Genomic DNA, 26517 nt, shown 5'->3' with positions numbered 1-26517 from the left:
CTCAACGACGTATCGGAAGTGGCAGTCGCCGTGCCGCGCCGTTTCACAACCATTTCGTTGTGAATACCTGCGCAACGGGTGTTTCTCCCCAGGACCGCGATGGCCAATCATGGCCGCAGGGCGAATCGGCCCATGCCAAACAAGGAGCAGTACGTGACTTCAGTCGCCGCCGCCAGGAGCATCGACGTCGAACTCAGCCGACGCGCGGCCAAGGTCGTGCCCGGCGGCATGTACGGGCACCAAGCGGTTCGTCACATGTCGTCGGCCTACCCGCAGTTCTTCGCAGCTGGCGATGGGGCGTTGATTACCGACGTCGACGGGAACGAATACGTCGACCTCGTGTGCAGTTGGGGACCCATAGTGCTGGGTCACCGCGATCCGGTCGTCACGCAGGCGGTGCAGGCTCAGATGGAGGTCGGCGACTGTCTCGACGGACCGGGGCCCGTGCTGGTCGACCTGGCCGAGACCCTGGTCCGCGTCATCTCCGACGCCGACTGGATTCTGTTCGGGAAGAACGGAACCGATGCCACCACCGCGTGCCTGACCATCGCCCGGGCCCATACGTCACGGTCGGTGATCTTGGTCGCCCGCGGCGTTTACCACGGCGCTGCGCCGTGGTGTTCGCCCGTTCCAACCGGAACCCTGCCAAGCGATCGAGCCGCAATGGGGTACTTCGACTACAACGATCAGGCCGACTTCGACCGGGCCGTGGAAGCGGCGGGCGAGGATCTCGCCGGGGTCATGCTGACCCCCTTCCGCCACGTCGAGGGCGAGGATCAGGAACTCGTCGACCAAGAGTTCGCGCGGCACGTCCGACGACGATGCGACGCCCTTGACGCCGTCCTCATCCTCGACGACGTGCGCTGCGGGTTCCGGCTCGCCTACGGCGGTAGCTGGGAACCGCTCGGCGTGGCTGCGGACCTGAGTGCGTGGAGCAAGGCCATCGCGAACGGTTATCCACTGGCGGCGGTCACGGGCCGCGAGGCCTTGCGCGATGCGGCCTCGACGGTGTTCCTCACCGGGTCATTTTGGATGAACGCGACACCGATGGCGGCAGCACTTGCCACCATCACACGGCTCGGGGAGATCGACGGGGTCTCGTTGATGCGGCGGGCCGGCGCCCGATTGCGGGAGGGCCTGCTCGCGCAGGCCGCCGACAACGGGCTCGTGATCGCCTACACCGGTCCCGACGTGATGCCCTACATGACCTTCGCCGGAGACGTCCATCACGCCCGGATGACGTGCTTCGCCGAGGCTGCCCTAGCCGCTGGCGTCTACCTGCATCCCAAGCACAACTGGTTCATGTCCTGCGCGATGGAGGACGCCGTCGTCGACCGGGCCTTGCGCGGCACCGAGCCCGCGTTCGCCGCCGTGCGAAGGCAATTCGGCACCAACTGACCTCGCCGCACCCATCAAGGAGATCCCATGACCGAACTCGACCGCCCCGCCGCCCGGCGCAATGCCGCGTCGCGACCCGAAGCGAACCCCAACGACGCGACGCTGGCGTCGTTCGGCTACACCCAGGAGCTCAAGCGCACGTTGCGCTTCTTCTCGCTGTTCGCAATCTCCTTCTCGATCGTGTCCATCTCGACGGGCATCTTCCTGAACTACGGCTTCGCCATCAATCAGTTTGGCGGCGCGTCGATTTGGACGTGGCCCATCGCCGCGGCCGGCCAGATCGTGATGGCACTGCTCATCGCCGAACTGAGCACCAAGATCCCGTTGGCCGGTTACGCCTACCAGTGGGGAGCTCGGCTGGTCGGCTCGACCTATGGCTGGTACACGGGCTTCTTCGGTCTGCTGTACATGAGCATCACGGGTGGTGCGATCATCCTGTTGGGCGCCACCCCGCTGTTGTTCGAGGCGTTGGGCACGAGTCCACCCGACGGCGTGTTGCTCGGTGTCGCGATCGCCATCCTCGCGTTCACCGTCCTCATCAACATCGTGGGCGTTCAATTGGCAGCCAGGGTCAACAACACCGCGGTGATCGCCGAAATCGTCGGCACGGTATTGCTGGCCATCACGGTGGTCGTCGCGTTCGGGTTGTATGCCGGGGACGACGGTGGCTCGGTCGCCAATCTGACGGACAGCACCGGAACGGCGGGCTCGGGCATCGGCCACTTCGTCCTTGCCGGCCTGCTGGGCATCTACACGATGGTCGGCTTCGAGCTTTCCGCCGACCTGACCGAGGAGGCGGTCGATTCGCAGAAGGCCGTGCCGCGGGGGGTCCTGATGGGCGTCATCGGCTCCGCGGTGCTCGGCATGTTGGCGCTGATCTGCTTCACCGTCGCCATGCCGAATCTGGAAGCGGCACAGGCATCTGATGCCCCCATCGTGACGATCGCCGAGTTCTATCTGCCGACCACTCTGGTGAAGGTCTTCATCGTGGTGGTGGCGTTCTCCATGATCGCGCTGGTGATCGCCAACCAGGCCGCCCAGGCTCGACTGATGTACTCGATGGGGCGGGACAACATGCTGCCGTTCTCACGGCACTTCCGCTTGGTCAACCCTCGGACCCAGACGCCGATGCGAGCACTCATCGTGGGAGGCGTGGTCAGCGTCGGGTTCATGATCTACGGCTTCCTGCAAACGGATTCGTTCACGACGCTCGTCGGGGCGACCTCCATCGCGCCGTACCTGGTCTACCTTCTGATCGTCGGATCGTACATGCGCCGACGCCCGACCCTGGCGGCCGCGCCAGGTGCCTTCAACCTCGGGCGATGGGGTGTGCCGTTGATGGTCGTCGGACTGCTGTGGATCGTCAGCGCACTGCTGATCCTGACCATCCCCGCTGACTTCCACGGCGCAGTGAAGGTGGTAGCAGGAGCGACCGTCCTGGCGGTGTTGTGGCACGTTCTGGTGTTGCGGGGTCGCATCAAACGGGGCGAGTCCGGGGTGGCGAAGTTCGAGGACACGGTGCGGCAAGCGTGAATTGAACTCCCTTGAAAGGGTTTTCGATGCCCTCGACCGTCTCCACCTCACGGCTGCGGACTTCTTGGGCAACCCGATTGAAGGCGACGGCGAGCGGCGATACCCGGTCCCGTCGCCAGGCGATGGCCACTGCAGAACCCGGAACGTCCACGATCGGGATGTAGCGAACTCCCGTGTGCGGTATGTAACGCATGATCGCGGCCGGGTTGACGGTGCAGGCCAGCCCGGCGGCGATCAGCTCGATCTCCTCGGTGTTGCTGGTCGTCGGCGTGAGCAACGGGTCGGTCATCCCGGTGCGAAAGTCCTGAAGGGACCAGAAGCGCCGGTATTCCTCGTCGCCGGAACGACCCACGGCAAGCGGCACGTCGAGAATGTCGTTCACCGACAACGTCGTTCGTTGTGCGAGAGGGTGACGTACGGACACCGTCAGCACCCGCGGCTCCACGAAGAGTGTGTGAGCGACGATGCTGGAGTCGGCCAGGGGCGGCCGGATGATCGCGACGTCCGCCCAATGGTTCGACAACCCGGCGCTCTGGTCCGGGAGCCCGAACTCACGCATCTCGATCTCCACGTTGGGAAATTGCCGCGAGAATTCCTCGACGATGAAGGGCGTCAGCTCCAGCGCTGCTCCCAACCCGAACCCGATGCGGAGATGGCCGACCGCACCGACGTCGTGGCGCCGGGCTTCCTCAATCGCCGCGTCGAGGCTGGCCAGCGCAGACTGCACGCCCACGAGAAACGCTGCGCCCGCGGGCGTCAGTTCCACGGACCTGGTGGTCCGGTAGAACAGCAGCGCACCGACCTCCCCTTCGAGATCGCGAATCTGCCGCGACAGTGATTGCTGGGCCATGAACAGTCGGGCCGCTGCCCGGGTGAAGTGGCGCTCCTCTGCAACGACCGCGAAGTAGCGGAGCTTCCGCACGGTCACGTCCATGCAGGCACGATAACGCGGCACTGAGCCGTCGACACCCGATCACACGTCGACGGCACCGCCTATCCTGGATGGAGATGAACGGCGCAGGAGCTCCAGAACTGGTCAACGTGCTCGCAGGTCGGCGGCTGGCCGTGCTCACCGGCGCCGGCATGTCCACCGATTCGGGCATCCCCGACTACCGCGGTCCCGACTCGCCGCCGAGCAACCCCATGACCATCCGCCAGTTCACGTCCGACCCCGTCTACCGGCAGCGGTACTGGGCGCGCAATCACGTCGGCTGGCGGCACATGCACGACACGCTGCCCAACGCCGGGCACCGCGCCCTCGCCGAGCTGGAGCGCGCGGGCGTGGTCACGGGACTCATCACCCAGAACGTCGACCTACTGCACACCAAGGCCGGCAGTCGGGCCGTGATCAACCTGCACGGCACGTACGCGCAGGTCATATGTCTGGCATGCGGGTTCACGCTCGCGCGCGCGCAGCTGGCCGACGAACTCGAGGCGTTGAACCCCGGCTTCGCCGAACGCGCCGAACGGGTCGGCGGCATCGCCGTAGCGCCCGACGCCGACGCCATGGTCGAGCAGACGTCGTCGTTCCGCTACGTCGACTGCCCGCGCTGCGGGGGCATGCTGAAGCCCGACATCGTCTACTTCGGTGAGAGCGTGCCCAAACTGCGCGTTGCGCAATCCTTTTCGATGGTCGACGCGGCGGACGCGCTCCTCGTTGCCGGTTCGTCGTTGACGGTGTTCTCGGGACTGCGATTCGTCCGCCATGCCGTGGCCACGGGTAAGCCCGTCGCGATCGTCAACCGCGGACCCACGCGCGGCGACCCCCTGGCGACCGTCAAGCTCGACGCCGGCTGCTCGGAGCTGCTGGTGCTCCTCGCTGACGAACTCTCCCCGATCTCCGCCCGCTAGAAGGTCACCGGCAACGAGCGGACGCCGTGGACGAAGTTGCCCGGGACGTACGACGCATCACCGGCCTCGATCCCGGGCAACTGGGCCAGCAGTTCGCCGAAGAGCGCGCGCAACTGAGCCCGGGCGACGTGCGCGCCCAGGCAGAAGTGCCTGCCGCCGCCTCCGAAGGCGAGGTGCGGATTGGGCTTGCGGGCAAGGTCGAAGCGGTGCGGGTCCACGATGGCCGAGTCGTCGAAGTTGCCGGAGGCGTAGAACATCACGACCTTCTCGCCGGCGGCGACGTCCTGCTCGCCGAGCCGGCAGTCGATCGCGGCCGTGCGGCGGAAGGTCATCACCGGGGTGGCCCAGCGGAGGAACTCCTCGACGGAGCCGCCGATGCGGTCCTCGAAGTCCGCCATCAGCCACGATCGCTGATCCCCGAAGTCGCTGAGCGCCTTCACGGTATGGCTCGCCGTCTGGCGCGTGGTGTCGTTGCCCGCCACGGCCAGCAGCACGAAGAAGGCGGCGATCTCGGCGTCGGTGAGCCGGTTCCCGTCGACCTCCGCCTGAACCAGCGCACTGATGAGGTCGTCGCCGGGGTGCGCGCGCCGATCGGCCGCCAGTTCACCCGCCACCTGGTGCAGGTACATCTGGCTTCCGACCAGTACCTCCAACGGGTTTCGTCCGTCCAGGTACACCGGGTCACCCCATGACACCATCGCGTCGGCGGCGTCGGCTACCTGCATCCGCTCGGATTCGGGGATGCCCACCATGTCCGACAGCGTGCGGATCGGCAGTTCCTTGGCGCAGTGTTCGACGAAGTCGGCACCGCTGCCCGCGTCGCGTAACTCGTCGACGATGGCGGCTGCGTTGGCCTTGATCGAATCTTCGATGCGGCGGACCTGCCGCGGGGTGAAGGCGGCGTGCACGACCTTGCGAATCATGGTGTGACGCGGCGGGTCCATGGCGAGGAAGGACTGGGACGCCTCGAGCAGTTCCTCGGGCACGTTCTCGAACAGCACACCCCTACCCGAGAGGAAGGTGTCGCTGTCGCGGCTGACGGTGACGATGTCGGCGTGGCGGGTCACCGCCCAGAAGCCGCGGTCGGCGGGATCGTGCATCAGCGCGTCCTCGACGGGTGGATGCCAACTGACCGGTCGACTCTTGCGCAGTTCGGCGAACGACCTCTCGCGGTCGGCGGCGGTCGTGGACCAGAACGCGCGCGAGGACAGGTCGATGGAATCGTACGGGCGCGGCGGAGCGGGTGTGAGCGGCGACACAAACATGACAGTGACGATAAGTCTAGACACTATGTCTAGTCAAGGTGCCGACGGTCCGGCTACGCTTTGCCCATGCCGTCGGTCACCAGGAAACCGCAGGCCAACCGGCAGCAGCGGCGCGAGCAGGTCGAACGCCGCCTGCTCGACGCGACGGAGCGCCTGATGGCGGGCGGGGCCAGCTTCACCGCGCTCAGCGTCGACCGGCTGGCCACCGAGGCGGGCATCTCCCGCGCGAGCTTCTACATCTACTTCGAGGACAAGGGCCATCTGTTGCGGCGCTTGACCGGCCAGATCTTCGATGATCTGGGGGCGGCCGCCGAACTCTGGTGGGGCGTCTCCTCACGACGCGACCCCGCCGACGTGCTGGCGTGCATGACCGCCCTCGTCGCCGGCTATCGCACGCATCAACCACTGCTGGTGGCGCTCAACGAGATGGCCGCCTACGACCCACAGGTCGGCGCCACCTACCGCGAGGCCCTGGAGTCGATCGCGGGCCGCCTCGAAACCGTCATCGAGGCGGGCCAAGCCGACGGCTCCATCCGGCGCGAGCTGTCGGCGGACGTCGTCGCTTCCACGTTGACGTGGATGACCGAGCGGACCTGCCAGCAGAGCCTGCCGGGCCGACCGCCGTCATATGACCAGGAACTAGCCGCCACCTTGACCCAGATCGTCTGGGGCGCCCTGTATCTCGAAACGCCCTAGACGGCGACGAGATCGTCGGCGTGCACCGCGGGTCGGCGCATCTCGGCGGGTAGGTCAGACGTCGAGCGACCCACCATGGTGGCCAATTCCGTTGCGTCATAGGCCACTACGCCCCTGGCCACCACCGTGCCGTCCAGACCGCGGAGTTCGACCACGTCACCGCCATGGAAGCGACCGGACACCTCGGTGATGCCTGCGGGCAATAGCGAGCGTCGCCGGTCGACGACCGCGCGCACGGCGCCGTCGTCGAGCATCAGCGCTCCCGTCGACTCGGCCGCATAGCGGACCCAGAACCGGCGCGACGTCATGCGTTCGGGCCGGGGTGCGAACACCGTTCCCACCGATGCGTCGGCCAGCGCGTCGGCCGCGTCGGCGGCTGCCGCCAACAGCACGGGCACCCCGGCATCGGCCGCCAACAGCGCCGAGGACAACTTCGACGCCATGCCGCCGGTGCCCAGCCGACTGCCACCGCCCGCGATGACACCGTCCAGGTCGTCGGCGCCCGCGACCTCGGAGATGAAGCGGGCTGGGTTGTCGGAGGACGCCTTTCGCGGATCACCGTCGTACAACCCATCGATGTCCGACAGCAAGATCAGGGCGTCGGCTCCGACGAGATGGGCCACCAAGGCCGACAGGCGGTCGTTGTCACCGAACCGGATCTCGTTGGTGGCGACGGTGTCGTTCTCGTTGACGATCGCGACGGCGTGCAACGCACGCAACCGGTCCAGCGTGCGTTGGGCGTTCGTGTGCTGGACGCGCATCGAGATGTCATGGGCGCTGAGCAGCACCTGCCCGACCGTGCGGCCGTACCGGCCGAACGCCGCACTCCACGCGTTCACCAGGGCCACCTGTCCGACGCTGGCCGCGGCCTGCTTGGTGGCGAGATCGGTGGGCCGACGGGTCAGGCCTAGCGGTTCGATGCCCGCCGCGATCGCCCCCGACGAGACGATCACCACGTCCGAGCCCGCCTTCATCCGGGCCTGAATGGCCTCGGCCAACGACGCCAGCCGGCTCGCGTCGAACATGCCCGACGACGTGGTGAGCGCAGTGGTGCCGATCTTGACGACCACGCTGCGGGCCGTTCGGATGGCATCGCGGTGCGGGCTGGTCACGACGGCTCGTCGCCCGCAGAACCTAGGTGTTCGCGACTCTCCCGTCGCTGCTTGCGGGCGATCTTGCGCTCGTCCGCGCGGACCCGGTCGTCCTGCTCGAGGCGCAGGTCCGTCCCGCGTCCCGACATGGTGACGTCGATACCCGCCGGGGTCTGGGGCTCCCAGTCGAAGGTCATGGTGCCGATGGTCACCGCGCAGCCCGCTTTCGCGCCCTGCTTCAACAGTTCGTCCTCGACACCGAGGCGCGCCAACCGGTCGCCCAGGTATCCGACGGCCTCGTCGTTGGCGAAGTCGGTCTGGCCGACCCAGCGCTCGGGCCGCGTACCCCGGACCACGAAGCCGCCTTCGCCGTCTGAGGTGACGGTGAAGCCGCTCTCGTCGACCGCGATGGGCCTGATGACCGCCCGCCGGGGTGGCGCCACGGGTTGGGCCGCACGGTAGGCCGCCACCATGTCCCACAGCGCGAAGATCAACGGCCGTAACCCATCTCGGCTTACCGTGGAGATCTCGTAGACGGGCCAGCCGTACTTGGCGGCGACCTCGTCGCGGACGAAGTCGGCCAATTCGCGGGCATCGGGAACGTCGATCTTGTTCAGCACGACCGCGCGCGGCCGGTCGGCGAGATCGCCCAACGACGAATCGCCCTGCAGCGTCGGGGTGTAGGCGGCCAGCTCAGCCTCCAGCGCGTCGATATCGGAGATCGGGTCACGCCCGGGATCCATGGTGGCGCAATCGACGACGTGCACCAGAACGGCGCAGCGCTCGATGTGGCGCAGGAAGTCCAGCCCGAGGCCGCGGCCCTGCGAGGCGCCGGGAATCAGGCCGGGCACGTCGGCGACGGTGAACGTGTTCTCGCCGGCCGCCACGACGCCCAGGTTGGGCGCCAAGGTGGTGAACGGATAGTCGGCGATCTTCGGCTTGGCCGCCGAGATCACCGAGACCAGTGAGGACTTGCCCGCTGACGGGAACCCAATCAGGCCGACGTCGGCGACGGTCTTGAGCTCGAGGGTGAGGTCACGGGCCTGGCCCGGCTCGCCGAGCAGGGCGAAGCCAGGGGCCTTGCGCGCCCGCGATGCCAGCGAGGCGTTGCCAAGCCCGCCGCGTCCGCCAGCGGCAGCTTCGAAGCGGGTGCCCTCTCCGGTGAGATCGGCGAGCAGCCGGCCTTGTTCGTCGAGGACGATGGTGCCGTCGGGCACCCTCAGTTCCAGGTCGGCACCGAACGCGCCGTCGCGGTTGTTGCCCATCCCCTGCTTGCCGGACGGCGCATCGACGTGCGGGTGGAAGTGGAAGTCGAGGAGCGTATGCACCTGCGGATCGACCACGAAGACGATGCTGCCGCCGCGCCCACCGTTGCCGCCATCGGGCCCGCCGAGGGGCTTGAACTTCTCGCGGTGTACCGAGGCGCAGCCCCTACCGCCGTTACCAGCCCGCGCGTGAATGATGACGCGGTCGACGAATCGAGGCATCGGACGTCCTTCCCATGAAGAAATCTACGTTTTGCAGAGCTTGTGCGAGAGCCGAGCTGCAAAACGTCGATCTCGACTTGGAGTTAGGCCTCCGGAGCCGCTCCGGCGGTGACGTTGGCCTCCGCGCGGACGGTGCGCACGATGTTGACGGTCTTGCGGCCGCGCTTCTCACCGAACTGCACGGCGCCGGGAGCCGTGGCGAACAGGGTGTCGTCGCCACCACGTCCGACGTTCGTGCCGGGGTGGAAATGAGTACCACGCTGGCGAACGATGATCTCGCCCGCCTTGACGACCTGACCGCCGAACCGCTTCACGCCGAGGCGCTGAGAGTTGGAGTCGCGACCGTTGCGCGAGCTGGAAGCGCCCTTCTTGTGTGCCATGTTGGTTCGCTCCCTCTACTACTTGATTCCGGTGACTTTGACGACCGTCAGCTTCTGCCGGTGGCCCTGCCGCTTGTGGTAGCCGGTCTTGTTCTTGAACTTGTGGATGCGGATCTTCGGGCCCTTGGTGTGCTCGAGGATCTCGGCCGTCACGGCAACCTTCGCCAAAGCATCGGCCGCGGTGGTCACGTTCGCGCCATCGACGACCAGCGCCACCGGCAGCGAGACGGAGTCGCCCGCCTCGAGCTCCAGCTTCTCGACCTTGACTATGTCACCGACCGCGACCTTGTACTGCTTGCCGCCGGTCTTGACGATTGCGTATGTCGCCATCGTTGTCGTCTTCCTCTGCTTCACTTGCGGGCGCGCGCCACCCGAAGGCTGCGAACGCGGATCTGGGGTGCGGGGTCGAATGCCCGCCTGTCACCGACCCCCCGTCGTCAAGGGGCCTGCAGACAACTGTGCAAGGTTACGTGACCAGCGGGTAGAGGGTCAAACCGCCATCATGAAACCGGTGGACCTGCGGGGCGAGCGGCCGCACGACGGCGCCGGGGACGGCTGGTCACGGCGACGAGGGGTTCATCCTCGTCGTCGTCTTCGTCATCCTCGTCATCGTCGTCATCAGAGTCGTCGTCGTCATCGTCATCGAGGTCCTCGTCGTCATCCTCGTCGTCCTCGTCATCGGAGTCGTCGTCCGCATTCACGTCGATGACTTCGATGTCGTCGTCCTCGTCGTCCTCGTCGTCCTCGTCTTCGAGGTCGTCGTCCTCATCGTCCTCGTCGTCGTCGGAGTCGTCGGACTCCTCCGCCAGCACCTCTTCGACGGGCTCACGCGTCGCCAGGCCCTCGGCGCCCTCGACGACGATGTCTTCGGCACCCTCGACGTCTTCGGCGACCTCGTCCTCATCGCCCTCTTCGCGGCCGGTCGCCGCGGCCATGGCCCGGAACATCGGATGCTCACCGGCAGCGTGCACAGGGACCTTGGCGACCTGAACCTCTTCTTCGGTGCGGCCACCCTTCTTGCCGCGCTTGCTGCGACGGCCGGTCCCCGGCTCGTTCTTGCGCCCTGCCGTCGAGTTCGAGTCGACGGGATCGCCGTGGAGCATGATTCCGCGCCCGGCGCAGTGCGGGCACGTGGTAGAGAACGCCTCGATGAGGCCGGTGCCCAGCTTCTTTCGCGTCAACTGGACGAGGCCCAGCGAGGTCACCTCGGACACCTGGTGTCGGGTGCGGTCGCGCGACAGGGCCTCCGTGAGTCGGCGCAGCACCAGGTCCCGGTTGGACTCCAGAACCATGTCGATGAAGTCGATGACGATGATGCCGCCGATGTCGCGCAGCCGAAGCTGCCGGACGGTCTCCTCGGCGGCCTCGAGGTTGTTGCGCGTGACGGTCTGCTCGAGGTTTCCGCCCGAACCGGTGAACTTGCCGGTGTTGACGTCGACGACGGTCATCGCCTCGGTGCGGTCGATGACCAGGGTGCCGCCGGACGGCAGCCACACCTTGCGATCCATCGCCTTGGTCAACTGCTCGTCGATTCGGTGCACGGCGAACACGTCAGGGCCTTCGGTCGCGGCGGGCTCGTACTTGCTCATCCGCGGAAGGAGTTCCGGCGCCACCGACGTCACGTAGTCGCTGATGGTGTTCCAGGCGTCTTCACCGGAGACGATGAGGCCGGTGAAGTCCTCGTTGAACAGATCGCGGATGACCTTGACCAGGACGTCGGGCTCTTCGTACAGGGCAACGGCAGCGCCCGCCGCCTTCGCGGTGATGTCCGCGCCCTTCGCCTCGATCTGCGCCCAGCGTTCCTGCAGTCGGTTGACGTCGGTCCGGATGTCGTCTTCCTTGACACCCTCCGACGCGGTGCGGATGATCACGCCCGCGTCCGCCGGGACGACCTCCCGGAGGATCTCCTTCAACCGCTGACGCTCGGTGTCGGGCAACTTGCGGCTGATGCCCGTCGACGAGGCACCGGGAACGTAGACCAGATAGCGCCCCGCCAACGACACCTGCGTCGTCAATCGGGCGCCCTTGTGGCCGACGGGATCCTTGCTGACCTGCACGACGACGTAGTCGCCGGGCTTCAGCGCCTGCTCGATCTTGCGCTGCGCGCCCCCGAGGCCGGCGGCCTCCCAGTTGACTTCGCCGGCGTACAGCACGCCGTTGCGCCCGCGACCGATGTCGACGAACGCCGCCTCCATCGAGGGCAGCACGTTCTGCACGATGCCGAGGTAGACGTTGCCGACCAGGGACGCCGACGCCGCACTGGTCACGAAGTGCTCGACGAGCACACCGTCCTCCAGCACCGCGATCTGCGTGTAGCGGTCGCCTTCGTGCGGCGGCTCGGAACGGACCTTGTCGCGGATCACCATCATCCGCTGCACCGCTTCGCGCCGGGCCAGGAACTCGGCCTCGCTCAGGATCGGCGGACGACGCCGGCCTGCGTCGCGACCGTCACGACGGCGCTGGCGCTTGGCCTCCAGACGGGTCGACCCCGCGATGCCCTGGATCTCGTTGTTCTCGGCCTTCGCCGCCTTGGCGGCCCGCGGTTGACGCTCGTGGACGACGGTGTTCGGGGGGTCGTCGGGCGAGCTGGGCTCGTCGCCGTCCGCGCCGGTGGTCTTGCGACGACGCCTGCGCCGGCGGCGACGGTTGGCACCGTCCCCGCCCGCGTTCTCGTCGTCGGAGCCGTCGTCGTCGTCGGCGTCCTCGTCGTCCGCGGTGTCATCGGAGTCGCCCTGGTCGGACGCCTCGCTGTCGCCATCGTCGTCGGCGCTCTGCTCACCACGCCCACGCCCACGTCCGCGTCGCCCGCGGCGGCGGCGGCGGTTGGCGGGGCGATCGCCCTGCTCGTCGTCACCCTCGCCCTGGACGTCGTCATCGTCCTCGTCGTCCTCGTCGTCCTCATCCTCGTCGTCCTCGGCGATGACGACTGGCTTCGGTGGGACGAACGCGACGGGCTGCGGCGCGACGAACAGCGGCATGTAGGGAGCAGGCGTTGCCGTCTCGGGCAGCGGTTCCGGCACCGGTGGCGGCTCGGGATCCACTTCGAGCGCTTCGGCGGCCGCCGGAACGGTAGCTGCGACGGTCTCGGTGAAGACCGCGCCGGGATCGCGGTTCAGTTGCGCCGGAGGGTCCTCGTTGCGCCGCGCGTCTTCAGACAGATCGAATGGGGCGGAAATATCACGGTCAGCCACGTACTCTCCTCAAGCCCCCGGGCGCGTCGTGGTGACGCGGCCACGCGAGGGCTCTCGCTATGGACCCGTGGAACTCTTCCCGGGCTTGTCATGGTCTCGCTCCGAGCGGCTCGTGACGAACCCTCAGTGCCTGGCTGAATGACGACTGGACTCCGCGCCGCACTCGGAGAACGTCCTAGGTGGTCGCGCTCGCCCAAGTCTTCATCCGGGTGTCCCGCTCCGTTATGAAGCAGGTCACCCTCAGCCAGTATCCCATACCGCAGCGGCAATCCCGGACGAGGTGCCGGTTTAGGCCCCTCGAACAGTCAGCGTCCGGGAAACCACAGCTCGATTTCGCGGGCCGCGGAGTCGGGCGAGTCGGAGCCGTGGACGAGGTTGTCCTGGGTCACCAGGGCCAGGTCACCGCGGATGGTGCCGGGCGCGGCCTTCTCGACCGGATCGGTGCCGCCGGCGATCTGCCGGAACGCCGCAATGGCCCTGGGGCCCTCCACGATGACGGCCACGACGGGTCCCGAGGTGATGAACTCGAGCAGCGAGGGGAAGAAGGGCTTGCCTTCGTGCTCGGCATAGTGTTGCCGCGCGACGTCCTCGCTGACGTCCTTCAGTTCCAGGGCCGCGATCGTCAGGCCCTTGCGTTCGATACGGCTGAGAATCTCCCCCACCAGGAGGCGTTTCACGCCGTCGGGCTTCACCAACACCAGCGTCCGCTCAGTCACGGCGAGGAAGCCTACCCGTCAGTAGGCGGGGGCTGCTGACCGGGCAGCAGCCCACGGTCCTGACGGCGCTTCACCTCGGCGCGCAGATACGCGATCAGCCCCCACACCGCGGCGAACACCACCCCGATGAAGGCGATCGCCCCGGAGATGACCACCCCGCCGATCAGCACTACCTGTACGGCCAGGTTCGCCTTCAGCGCCCACGGCTTGCCCTGGACACCCGCGAGCAGGATCAGCACTCCCGTGATGCCGATGAGGAAGCCGCCACTGACCCACGTCAGGCCGCCCTGAGAGACCGAAACCACCGGCAGCGCAAGCAGAACCACGATCGCTTCGAGGATGAGGGTGCCCGCCATCACCCCGCGGAAGCTCTTCCACGGATCGGGGCCGGCCGGTTGCGGTGTCACGGGTTCGCTCACGAGGGATCCCGTCCGAAGAGGGTGCGGGCGGCACCCGCGGTGAACACCGAGCCGGTGATGACGATGCCGCTTCCCGAGAAGCCGTCGGGGAACGCCCCGTCGTCGACGCTCTCCTCGGCCAGCGCGGTCGCCGTCTCGATGGCGTCGGGCAGCGTCGGCGCGGTGAGGACCCGGTCGGGCCCGAAGTGGTCCTCGGCGCGCAGGGCCAGCCCTTCGACGTCCATCGCTCGCGCAGAACCGTTGTGCGTCACCACGATCTGGTCGAAGGCGGGTTCCAGGGCGGCCAGAATGCCGTCGACGTCCTTGTCGCCCATCACCGAGACGACGCCCACCAGGTGCCGGAAGTCGAACTCGTCGGCCAGGGCCTGGGTGAGCGCCGCGGCGCCTGCGGGGTTGTGCGCCGCGTCGATGAATACCGTAGGGGCACTGCGCATGCGTTCCAGCCGGCCCGGGCTCATCGCCGAAGCGAAACCCTCGCGCACCGCGTCGACGTCGAGCTGCCGCTGTGCACCCGCGCCGAAGAACGCCTCCACCGCGGCGAGCGCGAGCAGGGCGTTGTGCGCCTGGTGCTCACCGTGCAGCGGCAGGAAGACCTCGGGGTAGACGCCGCCGAGGCCCTGTAGTTCGAGCAGCTGCCCGCCGATGGCCACCTGGCGGCGGAGCACCGCGAACTCCGAACCCTCGCGAGCCACTGCCGCATCAGCCCGAACCGCTTCCGCTAGAACCACTTCCATTGCCTCGGGGACTTGTCGTCCGATGATCACCACCGTGTCGGTGCCCGGACCGGCGCCGTCTCGTTTGACGATGATGCCTGCCTTTTCCGCGGCGATCTCGGGGATGGTATCGCCCAGATACTCGGTGTGGTCGACGCCGATGGGCGTAATGACTGCGACGGGAGCGTCGACGACGTTGGTGGCGTCCCATCGGCCACCCATGCCGACCTCGACCACGGCCACGTCGATCGGCGCGTCGGCGAACGCCGCGAAGGCCATCGCCGTGACGACCTCGAACTTGCTCAGCCGCGGACCACCGGCCGACTCGGACTGCCGGTCGACCAGCTCGATGAATGGCTCCAGCTCGCGGTAGGTGTCGACGTAAACGGCCGGGGTGATCGGCTTGCCGTCGATGGAGATGCGCTCCACCGCCGACTGCAGATGAGGGCTGGTGGTGCGCCCGGTGCGCCGGTGCAGGGCGGTCAGCAGCGCGTCGATGATCCGCGCCACCGACGTCTTCCCGTTGGTGCCTGCGACGTGGATGCTCGGGTAGGCGCGCTGCGGCGATCCCAGGAGTTCCAGCAGCGCCACGATCCGCGTAGTGCTCGGCTCGAGTTTCGTCTCGGGCCAGCGCTGATCCAGAAGATGCTCGACCTGCAGCAGGGCGGCGATCTCGTCGAGTGTGGGCTCGGGTGTCAGATCAGGCAGCGGCTCGGTCACGACAGGGACGCCAGCCGGGCCGTGATCCGCTCGACCTCTTCCCCCGCGACCCGCTGCCGGGTACGGATCTTGTCGACGACGGCGTCGGGCGCCTTGGCCAGGAACTCCTCGTTGCCGAGCTTCGCGGCGGTCTGCGCCAGGTCCTTCTGCGCAACGGCGAGATCCTTCTCCAGGCGCCTCCGCTCGGCAGCCACGTCGACGGTGCCGGAGGTGTCGAGTTCGACCAGCACCATCCCGTGGGACAGCCTGACCTCGACGGCGGCCGACGGGGTGAAGCTGTCGGCCGGTTCGGTGAGCCAGGCCAGCGACGTGGTGGCGGCGACCTGGGTGCCGAGATCGGCCTCGGTGATGCCGACGAGCCGCGCAGGCACGCGCTGCCTGTCGTTGAGCCCCTGATCGCTGCGGAAGCGACGGACTTCGGTGACGAGCTTCTGCATGTCGGCGATGCGACTGCTCGCCCGGGCGTCGAGTCCGATGCCCGAGGGATGCGGCCATTCGGCGATCACCAGTGACTCGCGACCGGTGAGCGTCTTCCACAGCGTCTCGGTGACGAACGGCATCACCGGGTGCAGCAGTTTCAGCAAGCTGTCGAGGACGGCCGCCAACACGGCGTTGGTCGGCCCGTCGGGCTGCTCGGCCAGCTGCACCTTGGCGAGCTCGAGGTACCAGTCGCAGAACTCGTCCCAGGCGAAGTGGTAGAGCGATTCGCAGGCCCGACTGAATTCGTAACCGTCGAACGCCGAATCCACTTCGGCCCGAACCTCTTCCAGCCTGCCCAGGATCCAGCGGTCGGCATCGGTGAGCTCGTCGAGCCCGGGCAGCGGCGCGGGTGCCGCCCCGTTCATCAACGCAAACCGGGTGGCGTTGAAGAGCTTCGTCGCAAAGTTCCGCGAGGCCCGTGCGTAGTCCTCGCCGATCGACATGTCGCCGCCGGGACTGGCCCCTCGCGCCAAGGTGAACCGCAGTGCGTCCGCGCCGTACGCGTCGACCCAGTCCAACGGATCGATTCCGTTGCCCTTGGACTTGCTCATCTTGCTGCCGAACTCGTCGCGGATGAGGCCGTGCAGGAAGACGTTCTCGAATGGCACCTGCGGCCCGCGGTTGCCGCCGAGGGTGATGGCGTCATCGTCTCCGACGAAGGTGCCGAACATCATCATCCGGGCCACCCAGAAGAACAAGATGTCGTACCCGGTGACGAGAACGCTGGTCGGATAGAACTTCTCGAGCTCAGGTGTCCGATCGGGCCAGCCCATGGTGGAGAATGGCCACAGCGCCGAGGAGAACCACGTGTCCAGCACGTCGGGGTCCTGCTCCCAGCCGTCGGGCGGGGTCTCGTCCGGGCCGACACACACCTTCTCGCCGTTCGGGCCGTGCCAAATGGGGATGCGATGCCCCCACCACAGCTGCCGCGATATGCACCAGTCGTGCATGTCGTCGACCCAGCCGAACCACCGCGGTTCGAGGCTGGCGGGGTGAATCACTGTGTCGCCGTTGCGGACTGCGTCACCCGCGGCCGTCGCCAGCGATGCGACGTTGACCCACCATTGCAGTGACAGCCGAGGCTCGATGGGCTCGCCGCTGCGCTCGGAATGGCCAACGCTGTGCAGGTAGGGCCGCTTCTCCTCGACGATCCGGCCCTCCGCGGCCAGCGCTTCACGCACCGCGACGCGCGCCTCGAAGCGGTCCATGCCGTCGAAGCGCGTCCCGGTGCCGGCGATGCGGCCCTTGGTGTCCATGATCGATGGCATCGGCAGGTCGTGACGGACGCCGATCTCGAAGTCATTGGGGTCGTGCGCGGGCGTGACCTTGACTGCGCCAGTACCGAATTCGGGGTCGACGTGCGCGTCGGCGACGATGATTACCTGCGTGTCGAGGAACGGATGCGGCAGGCTCTGGCCGACCAGCGCCCGATAGCGCTCGTCGTCGGGGTGCACGGCGATCGCCGTGTCACCGAGCATGGTCTCGATCCGGGTGGTGGCCACCACCAGATGCGGCTGCGCGTCATCCATCGACCCGTACCGGAACGAGACGAGCTCACCCTCGACGTCGGAGTACTTGACCTCGAGGTCGGAGATCGCGGTCTCCAGCACCGGCGACCAGTTGACCAGCCGCTCGGCCTGGTAGATCAGACCCGCGTCGTAGAGACGCTTGAAGATGGTGCGGACCGCGCGGGACAGCCCTTCGTCCATGGTGAAGCGGTCCCGGCTCCAGTCGACGCCGTCACCGAGACGCCGCATCTGCGCGCCGATGGTGCCACCGGACTCGTGCTTCCAGTCCCACACCTTGTCGATGAACAGCTCCCGACCGAAGTCCTCCTTGGTCTTGCCGTCCACCGCGAGCTGCTTCTCGACGACGCTCTGGGTCGCGATACCCGCGTGGTCCATGCCCGGCAGCCACAGCACCTCGTAGCCCTGCATGCGCTTGCGCCGGGTGAGGGCATCCATCAACGTGTGGTCGAGCGCATGCCCCATGTGCAGGCTGCCCGTCACGTTCGGCGGCGGCAGCACGATCGAATACGGCGGCTTGTCGCTCGACGCGTCGGCCGTGAAGTAACCCGCGTCGACCCAGCCCTGATACAGCTCGGTCTCTACGGCAGCCGGATCCCACGACTTCGGTAGGGACTGCACCCCTGGGCTCTCTGCAGATATCGGGCTGACGGTCACCTCGACAGTCTAGGAACTACCCGCGAGCAGACGTAAAAGGCCCTCGATCGCGGAATTTCAGGGCCATTTGCGTCTGCTCGCGGACTGCTCGCGGGATTACTTCTTGCCGCCGAGCAAGCCGCCGAGGATGTCGCCGAGGCCGCCACTGTTGCCGCCGCCGAGCACACTCCCGAGGATGCTGCCGAGGGGGTTGTTGTTGGCAGCGCCACCGCCACCGCCGCCGGCCGCGCCGCCGAGGATGCTGCCGAGGATGTCGCCGATCCCGCCACCGGAGGCGGCCTGCGGCTGCTGTGCGGCGGGCGCCGAACCCTTCGTCAGCTGCTTGCCAAGGTAGGCGAGGACGATCGGCGCGAGGATGGGCAGCAACTTCTTGATCAGGTCCCCGTTGCCTGCGCCGCCGCCGGCAAGCGCTGCCGCGACCTGGCCGGTGTCGTTGCCACCGAAGATCCTCGCGACCGCCTTAGAGCCGTCGGCCTCGTCGACCTGGTCGACGCTGACCCCTCCATCGAGCAGACCGCTGGCGGCGTGATTGGAGGCCGCGCTCTCGATGTGGGCGGCGTGGCCCGGGTCTTGCGCGTTCTGCTGCAGGCCACCGACGAGCAGCGGCACCAGCGTCTGAATCGCGCTGTTCACCTCGCCCTCGTCGGCACCTAGTTTGCTGGCAATCTGTTGTGTGGGAATCTCGTTGAGGAGTTCATCGAGACCAGCCATGGCCTGTCCGCCTTCGTCGTTGGGTGTGCACGATCGCGTTGCGACATTAACGCGAATGATCTTGACTTACAGCCGTTCGGTCGTCATCGTCACGCCTGCGACGGGAAGCCGCGCTAGCAGCGCGTCACCGAGCGACACCGCGGGTGTCAGCACGCCGCGGAGCTCGGAGAGGGCGTCGCGATCGAACGCGAGCGCCAGCCCGCACTCCCCCAACAACACCGAGGTCGCCTTGTATCCGGGGTCACCACGCTGCGCCATGACGGCCCGGTACCGCGCGCCACTGGACGTCGTGGTGTACGTCTCCACCCGGTAGTGGCCGTTCTCCCGGGCCTGCTCGCTGGGACCGCTGCCGGGCTTGGGCAGTACGCGCTCGACAAGGCTGCGGGGCAGCTTGTCGAAGTACCGGCTGCCGAGCCCCAGCACGGCGGCGTTGGCCGCGGTGCCTAGGGCGGCGGCGACGGGCGCCACCACCGACGACCCCACGCTCATGTTCTCCGTGTAGCGGAAGGTGCGGCCGTACGCCCAGTCGAGCAGTGCATTGCTGCGTCGCACGATGCGGGCGTTCGGCGCGCCCATGACGAACGCACCCGTCCAGATGCCGTCGAGTTCGGGGGCAATGTCGCGGCCACGCCGCCACGGGGTGTCGGACTGGTGGCCCAACTCCGGTTCGGCGCCCCGGTCCGTCGTCAGCGTGTAGGGGTCACTCATCGCCCGCCGCGCCTCGGGGTCGGTCGACGAGGTGTGCATCACCTCCACCATCGAGGCGGCGGTGCCACCCGACACGCCACCGGCGAAGCCGCGGAGCACGAAGTTGGTCTCTCCGAGTTCGCCCGCGCCGTCGGCCAGCGCCCGCTTGTAGAGCGCATAGACCGTGAGATCCGATGGGACGGAATCGAATCCGCATGAGTGCACGATGCGGGCACCGTTGTCGGCCGCTTCCTTGTGGTAGGTGTCGATGCTGTCGCGGATGAACATCGTCTCACCGGTGAGGTCCGCGTAGTCGGTGCCGGCGGCGGCGCACGCCGCGACGACCGGCAACCCGTACTTCGTGTACGGCCCGACCGTGGCGACGACCACCCGCGTGCGCGCGGCCATGTCGTTGAGTTGGGACGGCTGGCCGGCCTCGGCCTCGATCAGCTCCCACGACTGCGCTGCAGGCCCGAGTGATTCCTTGACGTCGCGGAGCTTGGCCACCGATCGGCCGGCCAGGGCGATGCGGGCCTGGCCGCCGACCGCGGCCAGGTACTGGGCCGTCAACTTGCCGACGAAGCCGGTCGCCCCGTAGAGCACGATGTCGAATTCACGCTGCGGTTCGGTCATGAACCCAAGCTACCGGTGCCTCACCCGAGCGCTTCCGGAAGCTCGACGGCGTCGCCCATTAGGTGCTGGCCCAAAAAACCCAGGACGACCTGATACCAGATCTTGGTGTGTTGCGGCGCGAGCACCCAGTGCCCCTCGGTCGGGAAGTACAGGAACCGGTGCGGGCTGGTGCCGTCGTCGGCGGCGGGCAAGCCCGACGCCGTCAGCAGGTCGAACCACAGCCGCAGGCCCTCGCCGATCGGCACGCGATAGTCCTTGTCCCCGTGGATCACCAGCGTCGGGGTGGACACCTTCCCCACGCTTCGGTGCGGGGAATTGAGTTCGGCCATCTCCGCCGACATCTCTCGAGCCCACCAGTAGGCGGCGTCGGTGGTCGACCCAAACTGGTCGAGCGCCCACAGGCTGGCATGGGTGACGATCGCCTCGAACCGGTCGGTGTGGCCGGCGATCCAGTTGGCCATGTAGCCGCCGAACGACCCGCCCATCGCCGCGGTGCGGGTCGCATCGACCCGCGGATGCTCCAGCGCCGCGTCGGTGGCCACCATCAGGTCGGTATACGGCGCGAATCCCCAAGCACCCCAGCCACGTTGGATGAACTCCTGGCCGTAGCCCGTCGACAGCGCCGGGTCGGGCAACAACACCGCGTACCCGCGCGCCGCCAGCAGCCAGGGGTTCCAGCGCCAGTGCCAGCTGTTCCAACTGGCCAGCGGCCCGCCGTGGATCCACAGCACCAGCGGGGCGAGCTGGTCGCGAGAGGGCAACACCAGCCAGGACCGGACCCGGCTGCCGTCGTCGGCGACGGCGGTGACCTCGGTCAGCTCGCCCGGCAGCGGCGGCGCGTCGAGGCACGGCAGCGGTGTGACGGCGCCGTCGGGATCGATGCGCACGGGGTGCGACGGCGACCGGTAGGAGCTGCGCAGCGCGAAGATCACCCCACCTGGCGCGGGGCACACGTTGGAGTAGCTGAAGTCGTCGGGCGTCAGCCGGGTCACCGAGGAGTCGGCGGGATCGACGAGGAACACCGGGCAGCGACCCGCGTCGTCGGCGGTGACGATCAGCCGCGAGCCGTCCACCGTCCACGCCACGGAGGACGGCCAGCGGTCCCAGTCGGTGATGATCTCGACGAAGTCGTGCCCGAACGTCATGAGGCACAACGTCATTCGAGGTGCCTGCACTGGGGTCGAATGCGTCTCGCGAATGAATGCCGCCGTGGTGCCGTCGGGTGAGATCGCCGGGGCGCCGAGATCGGCCAGCGGATCGTCGGCGATCGTCGTGCGCTCGGCGGTGGCGATGTCGATCCGCATCAGCACGTTGCGGAGCGAGGCGCCGGGCCCGGCCACCGACCAGGACGTCACGGCGAACCGGCCGTCGGCGCTGACGTCGACCCCTGCCTCGCGAAGACCCTGGCCAGGGCCGGGGACGAGGTCGTGGACACCGGCGACGTCGATGAGATGCGGCTCGGCCGGCCCGATGTCGTGATCCCAGTGCCGCACCGGATAACCCGTGTGGAGCATGGCGGTGATCTTGCCGTCCTTGCGCAGCGCCCGGATCCGCTCGTCGTCCTCGACGCTGCTGGCCGAAGGCATCAGCGCCGCCGTGACCAGCGTGACGTCGGCCGTACGCGCAGTGTGCACGGCGTCCACCCCGCCCGGGAGTTCCAGCACGCACACCGCCTCGCCCCCGGCGGCGGGCAGCTGCCACAGCGATGCGGTCGGTTCGTCACCCGGATCGGCACCGGCGACGTCGCGCGTGGCGACGAAGTAGAGGTCACCGGCGGCGCTGAACACCGGCGATGACTCACCCTTCACGCCTCGCGTCAGGCGCCGGGCCGGCCGCTCCCCGGTGACGTCGAGTTCCCATATCGCGGTGACGTATTCGGTGCGCTTCGCGTCGAGTTCGCTGACCGTGGTGACCGCACGGGTCCCGTCGGCGGACACGGCGAGACCGGACAGCCGCGGCCACGCGAGGAACGCGTCGAGATCGGCGAAGGGGTGGCCCGTCACGACGGTCCGTGCGATCGCAGCCACTGCACGACGCGGTCGCGGTAAGCGGTGATGCCCTTGTAGTCGGCGAGGTCCTCGGGGAGTTCGGCGAGCACCGCCGCCATGCGCAGCCGCCACGGCTCGACGGTGGCGAGGTCGCACAGCGGCAGCATGTACGTGCGGATCAAGAAGCAGACGGCGCCGGACTCCGGCAGCCTGATCAGGTGTTGCGCCTCGACCCGAAGGTGGATGAGCCGCCCGAACTCGTCGTCGTCGGCGGCGGCGGCCAGGTCCCGATCGGGTGCCCACTCGGGATAGCGCTCCAGCGAGAGGTCGAGGCGGCGGCCGATCGCCATCGACCAGTTGGTGCGCCGGAAGGCGTCGTTCGGTTGCAATCGCAGGATGAAGTCACGGGCGCGGGTGATGACGCCGCTCTCGCGTAGCCGCGGCACGGGGCCGTGGACCTCGAGGAACTCCATCCCGAGGTCGAAGCCGAACGACCAGGCCGCGGCGAAGGTGACCACGCCGGCATCGACGAACAACTCGCCGCCGCGTTGATCCAGAAGGACGATGTCCTCCTGCACCTGCCCCGCGATGTAGAGCAGCGGTTCGACCGGCAGCGTCGACTCGTCGCCGTACACGAAGTCCTGGCTCACCCCGAGTCGGGAGTTGCGCCAGTGCCAGGTGGCGCCGTTCCGATCCAGCGACATGCTCTCCGGATGGGCGGTCGCCAGTTCGCGCATGAGGGTCAGCATCGTGTCCCAGGCCGCGGGCCGCATGTGGGGCAGGACGGCGTGGCGGGTGGGATCTACGGCCAGGATCGCGGCCCGCTCGGCGAGTTCGGCCTCGTACTCGCTATCCACGTCGACGATCCGGTCGCCCCATTGTCCGGTGGAGGTCGTCACCGCGGTGCCCGCGGGCGCCAGGTTGGTGCTGTACCGGTAGCTGTCGGCCGAGAACGGAAAGGGGAAGGTGGCCAACAGGTCTGGAGCCGAGACGGTCATAGGGCCAACTCCAATCGGTCTCCGGCCGCCCGGGAGACGCAGCACATCATGGAGTCCCCGATGTCGCGCTCGGACTCGCTCAGGTAGAGGTCACGGTGCAATATCTCGCCGCCGGTCACCGCGATCCGGCATTCGCCGCACACACCCCGCCTGCACAGGTGGGGAACGGCGTGGCCGCGCGCCTGCAGCGCCGCGAGCAGCGAGACCCCGGCGTCGACGGTGAATCGGTCACCGGAGATGGTCAGATGCACCTCGAACGGCTCGCCGGGGTCGAACGCGGCGGTCCCGAAGTGCTCGACGTGCACACGGCTCGGAGGCCATCCGAGATCGGTGGCCATGGCGGTCACGTCGTCCATGAAGGCTGCGGGGCCGCAGAGATAGAGGTGTGTGCCGAGTGGCTGCCGAGCGAGCGCACCGGCAAGCGCCGACGTGAACGCCGCACGGTCGGTGAAGATCGAGACGGCTGCGGTCAGCCGCTCGACGTCCTGGACGTGGGCCCCGCGCCCGGGCCGGTGGACGTACAGCAGTTCGGCGTCCCTGCCCCAGCGGCGGGCGCTGCGCAGATGCGACACCATCGGCGTGATGCCGATTCCCGCCGCCACCAGCAGGTGCCTGGTGGCCCGCAATACGGGGGCGAAGGCGCTGCGGGGTGGGCGGGTGGCGACGGTGTCGCCCACGTCGAGTTGGTGGATCCATCCGGACCCACCGGAACCGTCCGGGCGCTCCAGGACCGAGATCTCATAGCCGGTCGGTGCGACCCCGTCGCTGGTGAGCGAGTACGCGTTGAGGACGGGTCCGCATTCGACGACGAGGTGACTGCCCGGTGTGAACGACGGCAACGGTCCGCCGTCGCGTCGCGCCAATCGCAGACTCCGGACACCGGGGATCCGGTCGTCGAGGGCGACCACCACCAACTCCGCGGTGCTCACGCCATGGTCCCAAGATGCGCGCCGAGGCGACGTGACACATGTCGCTGGACGACGAGCTGGCGTCCGCAGCCCCGGCACGGCAGGACACCGTCGAGTTCGACCGCAGCGCGTGTCACCGCACGGCAATGCGCACACTGCACGTCACGGTCCGCGATGCCGGTGGTGGCCACCGTGATCTCGTCGTCGCCGACGTGATTCCCGACGGCGTGCGCCCGCAGGCGCAGGCACGCGTCGGCCGGCCCGGCAATCATCAGCCGCCATCCGACGACGGCGGTGGCCATGTCCTCGGAGACCTCGGAACGCGCCGCGGCGTCGTCGCGAACATGGTGGACGCGCGGAGTCGCCGCGGGGCGGTGCGCCGCGATTCGGGTGAGCCAGCCGGCGACGATCTGCGCGGTCTCGGCGTCCCCGTCGAAGGCCACGATCGTCCAGTACCGCCCGGACAGGTCGACGTCCGGATGACTGGGCGCAATCGCCCAGGCAGGCACACTGGTCAACTCGATGGCGGTTCTCATGGGAATCTCCTCCGAGGAAACCACAGATGCGTTTCGCGGGTGTGAAACCCGGGTCACCGGTGGCGACGCTAGCGTCGTGTGGTGACGTCAGAAATCCTCGTCGTCGGGGCGGGCATCGCGGGGTTGGCGACCGCGGTGGCCCTGCAACGCCGCCAGCATCGGGTGACCATCGTCGAGGAGCGGGCGGACACCTCGTCGGGCGCGGGAATCAGCCTCTGGCCCAACGCGTTGGCCGCGCTGGACGAGATCGGCCTCGGCGACGCCGTCCGCGCCTCGGGTGGCCGGGTCGCAGCGGGGGCCATGCGGTGGTCCGACGGCGCATGGCTCCGCCGTCCGGAAGCCGAACGCATCGTCACGGCGCTCGGCGAGCCGCTGGTGGTGGTGCGCCGCTCCACGCTGACGAAACTCCTGACCGAGGCGCTGGTGCCGGGCACCATCGAAACCGGTTTGGCAGCAAGCGAACTCGTGGTCACCGCCGCCGGGGTCCGGGTCACCCTGACGGACGGGAGCACACGCGAGGCGGCGGCCGTCGTCGGCGCGGACGGCGTGGGGTCGATGGTGGCACGCCATCTCAATGGCGCATTGCGCCACCGCTACGCGGGCTACACCGCATGGCGGGGAGTCGCCGAGTACGCCCTCGATCCTCAGTTGGCCGGCGAGACCGTCGGCACCGGAACCGAGTTCGGTCACGTACCGCTCGGCCCCTCCCACACCTACTGGTTCGGCACCGAACGCCGGCCCGAGGGCACCGCCTCCCCCGACGGCGAGTTGGCCCACCTCCGGACGAAGTACGGCCGCTGGGCCGATCCCATCCCCGCCCTCTTGGCCGCCACTCAACCCGACGACGTGTTGCGCAACGACCTGTACGACCGCGAGGCGGCTCGACGATGGTCCCGCGGACCCGTCGTGCTGGTGGGTGATGCCGCCCATCCGATGAGGCCGCACCTGGGCCAGGGCGGTTGTCAGGGCTTGGAGGACGCCGCCGTCCTGGCGCACTGCGTCGCCTCGGGTGACGATCTGTCCGCAGCCTTCGCCCGCTACGCGGAGTTTCGGAAGCCGCGGACGCGTGCACTGGCGCGGGAGTCGCGGATCGTGGGCCGGGTCGTCAACGCGCGACCCGCCCTGCTGGGGGCGGCAGCCGTACGGGCCTCGTCACTCGTGCCGGAGGTGGTCTTGATGCGCCATCTGGCGTCGGTCGCCGGGCGCTCGGCCTTCGCGTTGCCCGAGGTGCCGCGGCGTCAGCGCTGAACGGTCAGGGCGCCCAGCGGGTTGAGGAAGGCGGTGCACATCTGGCGGGGGTTGATGAAGCCGAGCAGTCCCTTGGTCGGCATCGCCTGGCAGCCGGTCGCGGCCGGCGCTGTCGGGGCGGTCGTCGTCGAGGCGTTCCAGATCGTCGGAGTGCCGCCCTTGGCGCCGCATGTCGGCCATGCGCCGGGGCCTTGGCTGACCAGGACGTTCTCGGCCACGCGGATCTGCTCCTCACGTGAGGCCGTCGCGGGCGATCCGACGCCGCCGTGCGAGCTCCAGGTGGCCGGCTTGAACTGGAGTCCGCCGTAATTACCGTTGCCGGTGTTGGCGGCCCAGTTGCCGCCCGACTCACACTTGGCCACGGCATCCCAGTTCATCGAGTCGGCGTGCGCGGTGCCCGTCGACATACCGGTCGCCATGGCCATCGCGAGGATGGCGAAGGCGCCGGTGAGCACGATCAGCTTGACGCTGCCGGCGATGGTCTTGGCGATGCCGTTGATCTTCATGAGTGCGGTCCTTCCCCGACCGGTTGACACGAGGACCGCGGCTACTCCTGAGAAAATTGACGCGGTCAACCGGTAATTCGGGTGATCGATCTCACGTGTTACACAAGCGACGAAAGTTCTTTATCGGGGCGTGACGGAATCAAGGGAATGCTGAGGTAGAAGGGGTGAAAGAGAAAACG

At 68.2% G+C, this 26517-nt stretch carries 23 protein-coding genes; 5 read left to right on the top strand and 18 right to left on the bottom strand.

All coding sequences use genetic code 11. From position 1 onward, the window contains the following. Nucleotides 1–153: 153 nt before the first annotated feature. Nucleotides 154–1398, top strand: coding sequence for an aminotransferase class III-fold pyridoxal phosphate-dependent enzyme (locus QUE68_RS09600; protein ID WP_286275513.1), 1245 nt, complete (start codon nt 154–156; stop codon nt 1396–1398). Nucleotides 1399–1425: 27 nt separating this feature from the next. After that, on the top strand, nt 1426–2931 hold the full coding sequence (locus QUE68_RS09595; RefSeq protein ID WP_286275512.1) for an amino acid permease: 1506 nt from the start codon (nt 1426–1428) through the stop codon (nt 2929–2931). Here the strand turns inward: QUE68_RS09595 and QUE68_RS09590 are convergent. After that, complete coding sequence (locus QUE68_RS09590; RefSeq protein ID WP_286275511.1) at nt 2876–3865, bottom strand: LysR family transcriptional regulator; 990 nt, start codon at nt 3863–3865, stop codon at nt 2876–2878. The two genes, QUE68_RS09595 and QUE68_RS09590, sit on opposite strands and share 56 nt — an antisense overlap. A 74-nt stretch (nt 3866–3939) precedes the next feature. Between QUE68_RS09590 and QUE68_RS09585 the strand changes: the two genes are divergently transcribed. Further along, nucleotides 3940–4782, top strand: coding sequence for an SIR2 family NAD-dependent protein deacylase (locus tag QUE68_RS09585; RefSeq protein ID WP_286275510.1), 843 nt, complete (start codon nt 3940–3942; stop codon nt 4780–4782). Here the strand turns inward: QUE68_RS09585 and QUE68_RS09580 are convergent. Next, nucleotides 4779–6047, bottom strand: a complete 1269-nt coding sequence (locus QUE68_RS09580; protein WP_286275509.1) for a cytochrome P450 — start codon at nt 6045–6047, stop codon at nt 4779–4781. The two genes, QUE68_RS09585 and QUE68_RS09580, sit on opposite strands and share 4 nt — an antisense overlap. A gap of 66 nt (nt 6048–6113) precedes the next feature. Between QUE68_RS09580 and QUE68_RS09575 the strand changes: the two genes are divergently transcribed. Beyond that, nucleotides 6114–6743: a TetR/AcrR family transcriptional regulator gene (locus QUE68_RS09575; protein WP_286275508.1), complete on the top strand. Its 630-nt coding sequence runs from the start codon at nt 6114–6116 to the stop codon at nt 6741–6743. Here the strand turns inward: QUE68_RS09575 and proB are convergent. From proB to QUE68_RS09500, 15 genes are all read right to left on the bottom strand, one after another. Further along, nucleotides 6740–7855 (bottom strand): glutamate 5-kinase, encoded by a 1116-nt coding sequence (gene proB / locus QUE68_RS09570; protein ID WP_286275507.1) that lies wholly within the window; start codon nt 7853–7855, stop codon nt 6740–6742. The two genes, QUE68_RS09575 and proB, sit on opposite strands and share 4 nt — an antisense overlap. Then, nucleotides 7852–9321 (bottom strand): GTPase ObgE, encoded by a 1470-nt coding sequence (gene obgE, locus QUE68_RS09565; RefSeq protein ID WP_284225775.1) that lies wholly within the window; start codon nt 9319–9321, stop codon nt 7852–7854. The genes proB and obgE overlap by 4 nt, the downstream gene beginning before the upstream one ends. An 83-nt stretch (nt 9322–9404) precedes the next feature. Beyond that, nucleotides 9405–9701 carry a 50S ribosomal protein L27 gene (gene rpmA, locus QUE68_RS09560; RefSeq protein ID WP_286275506.1) on the bottom strand — a complete coding sequence of 99 codons (297 nt, stop codon included), beginning with the start codon at nt 9699–9701 and terminating at the stop codon, nt 9405–9407. A gap of 18 nt (nt 9702–9719) precedes the next feature. After that, nucleotides 9720–10031 (bottom strand): 50S ribosomal protein L21, encoded by a 312-nt coding sequence (rplU, locus tag QUE68_RS09555; protein WP_284233703.1) that lies wholly within the window; start codon nt 10029–10031, stop codon nt 9720–9722. 170 nt (nt 10032–10201) lie between these two features. Continuing rightward, nucleotides 10202–12892, bottom strand: coding sequence for a ribonuclease E (gene rne, locus QUE68_RS09550; protein WP_286275505.1), 2691 nt, complete (start codon nt 12890–12892; stop codon nt 10202–10204). 305 nt (nt 12893–13197) lie between these two features. Further along, the gene (gene ndk / locus QUE68_RS09545) at nt 13198–13608 is read right to left on the bottom strand and encodes a nucleoside-diphosphate kinase (protein WP_284225767.1); all 411 of its coding nucleotides are present in this window, start codon (nt 13606–13608) and stop codon (nt 13198–13200) included. Between the two features lie 11 nt (nt 13609–13619). Continuing rightward, nucleotides 13620–13964 (bottom strand): DUF4233 domain-containing protein, encoded by a 345-nt coding sequence (locus tag QUE68_RS09540; RefSeq protein ID WP_284230808.1) that lies wholly within the window; start codon nt 13962–13964, stop codon nt 13620–13622. 59 nt (nt 13965–14023) lie between these two features. After that, nucleotides 14024–15460, bottom strand: coding sequence for a bifunctional tetrahydrofolate synthase/dihydrofolate synthase (folC, locus tag QUE68_RS09535; protein WP_286275504.1), 1437 nt, complete (start codon nt 15458–15460; stop codon nt 14024–14026). Beyond that, nucleotides 15457–18123 (bottom strand): valine--tRNA ligase, encoded by a 2667-nt coding sequence (locus tag QUE68_RS09530; RefSeq protein WP_286275503.1) that lies wholly within the window; start codon nt 18121–18123, stop codon nt 15457–15459. The genes folC and QUE68_RS09530 overlap by 4 nt, the downstream gene beginning before the upstream one ends. A gap of 96 nt (nt 18124–18219) precedes the next feature. Then, the gene (locus tag QUE68_RS09525) at nt 18220–18834 is read right to left on the bottom strand and encodes a DUF937 domain-containing protein (RefSeq protein ID WP_284225760.1); all 615 of its coding nucleotides are present in this window, start codon (nt 18832–18834) and stop codon (nt 18220–18222) included. A 66-nt stretch (nt 18835–18900) separates the two neighbouring features. Next, a complete protein-coding gene (locus tag QUE68_RS09520) occupies nt 18901–20154 on the bottom strand; it encodes a saccharopine dehydrogenase family protein (protein WP_284225758.1) in 1254 nt (417 codons plus the stop codon). A gap of 20 nt (nt 20155–20174) precedes the next feature. Then, a complete protein-coding gene (locus tag QUE68_RS09515) occupies nt 20175–22181 on the bottom strand; it encodes a S9 family peptidase (RefSeq protein WP_286275502.1) in 2007 nt (668 codons plus the stop codon). Continuing rightward, nucleotides 22154–23140 (bottom strand): heme-dependent oxidative N-demethylase family protein, encoded by a 987-nt coding sequence (locus QUE68_RS09510; RefSeq protein WP_284233695.1) that lies wholly within the window; start codon nt 23138–23140, stop codon nt 22154–22156. The genes QUE68_RS09515 and QUE68_RS09510 overlap by 28 nt, the downstream gene beginning before the upstream one ends. Continuing rightward, the gene (locus tag QUE68_RS09505) at nt 23137–24069 is read right to left on the bottom strand and encodes a PDR/VanB family oxidoreductase (protein WP_286275500.1); all 933 of its coding nucleotides are present in this window, start codon (nt 24067–24069) and stop codon (nt 23137–23139) included. The genes QUE68_RS09510 and QUE68_RS09505 overlap by 4 nt, the downstream gene beginning before the upstream one ends. Further along, nucleotides 24066–24584: a dimethylamine monooxygenase subunit DmmA family protein gene (locus QUE68_RS09500; RefSeq protein WP_286275499.1), complete on the bottom strand. Its 519-nt coding sequence runs from the start codon at nt 24582–24584 to the stop codon at nt 24066–24068. The genes QUE68_RS09505 and QUE68_RS09500 overlap by 4 nt, the downstream gene beginning before the upstream one ends. Nucleotides 24585–24665: 81 nt before the next feature. Here QUE68_RS09500 and QUE68_RS09495 point away from each other — a divergent pair, with 81 nt between their 5' ends. Further along, entirely contained in the window at nt 24666–25832 is a 1167-nt protein-coding gene (locus QUE68_RS09495; RefSeq protein ID WP_286275497.1) for an FAD-dependent oxidoreductase, read from the top strand. Here the strand turns inward: QUE68_RS09495 and QUE68_RS09490 are convergent. Next, entirely contained in the window at nt 25823–26338 is a 516-nt protein-coding gene (locus QUE68_RS09490) for a transglycosylase family protein (RefSeq protein WP_284225748.1), read from the bottom strand. The two genes, QUE68_RS09495 and QUE68_RS09490, sit on opposite strands and share 10 nt — an antisense overlap. Nucleotides 26339–26517: the final 179 nt, after the last annotated feature.

It is taken from the genome of Mycolicibacterium sp. TUM20985 (assembly GCF_030295745.1).
In the GTDB taxonomy this organism is placed as follows: Bacteria; Actinomycetota; Actinomycetes; order Mycobacteriales; family Mycobacteriaceae; genus Mycobacterium.
Note: the sequence above shows the minus strand (reverse complement) of the source record. Positions and strands in the feature narration are given on the sequence as shown.

Coding starts and splice junctions, on each gene's coding strand:
- QUE68_RS09585 (WP_286275510.1), top strand. CDS start 3,940: ATGAACGGCGCAGGAGCTCCAGAACTGGTCAACGTGCTCGCAGGTCGG.
- QUE68_RS09520 (WP_284225758.1), bottom strand. CDS start 20,154: ATGACCGAACCGCAGCGTGAATTCGACATCGTGCTCTACGGGGCGACC.
- QUE68_RS09525 (WP_284225760.1), bottom strand. CDS start 18,834: ATGGCTGGTCTCGATGAACTCCTCAACGAGATTCCCACACAACAGATT.
- QUE68_RS09500 (WP_286275499.1), bottom strand. CDS start 24,584: ATGAGAACCGCCATCGAGTTGACCAGTGTGCCTGCCTGGGCGATTGCG.
- rplU (WP_284233703.1), bottom strand. CDS start 10,031: ATGGCGACATACGCAATCGTCAAGACCGGCGGCAAGCAGTACAAGGTC.
- rpmA (WP_286275506.1), bottom strand. CDS start 9,701: ATGGCACACAAGAAGGGCGCTTCCAGCTCGCGCAACGGTCGCGACTCC.
- QUE68_RS09590 (WP_286275511.1), bottom strand. CDS start 3,865: ATGGACGTGACCGTGCGGAAGCTCCGCTACTTCGCGGTCGTTGCAGAG.
- QUE68_RS09575 (WP_286275508.1), top strand. CDS start 6,114: ATGCCGTCGGTCACCAGGAAACCGCAGGCCAACCGGCAGCAGCGGCGC.
- QUE68_RS09540 (WP_284230808.1), bottom strand. CDS start 13,964: ATGGCGGGCACCCTCATCCTCGAAGCGATCGTGGTTCTGCTTGCGCTG.
- obgE (WP_284225775.1), bottom strand. CDS start 9,321: ATGCCTCGATTCGTCGACCGCGTCATCATTCACGCGCGGGCTGGTAAC.
- QUE68_RS09490 (WP_284225748.1), bottom strand. CDS start 26,338: ATGAAGATCAACGGCATCGCCAAGACCATCGCCGGCAGCGTCAAGCTG.
- QUE68_RS09595 (WP_286275512.1), top strand. CDS start 1,426: ATGACCGAACTCGACCGCCCCGCCGCCCGGCGCAATGCCGCGTCGCGA.
- QUE68_RS09510 (WP_284233695.1), bottom strand. CDS start 23,140: ATGACCGTCTCGGCTCCAGACCTGTTGGCCACCTTCCCCTTTCCGTTC.
- QUE68_RS09580 (WP_286275509.1), bottom strand. CDS start 6,047: ATGTTTGTGTCGCCGCTCACACCCGCTCCGCCGCGCCCGTACGATTCC.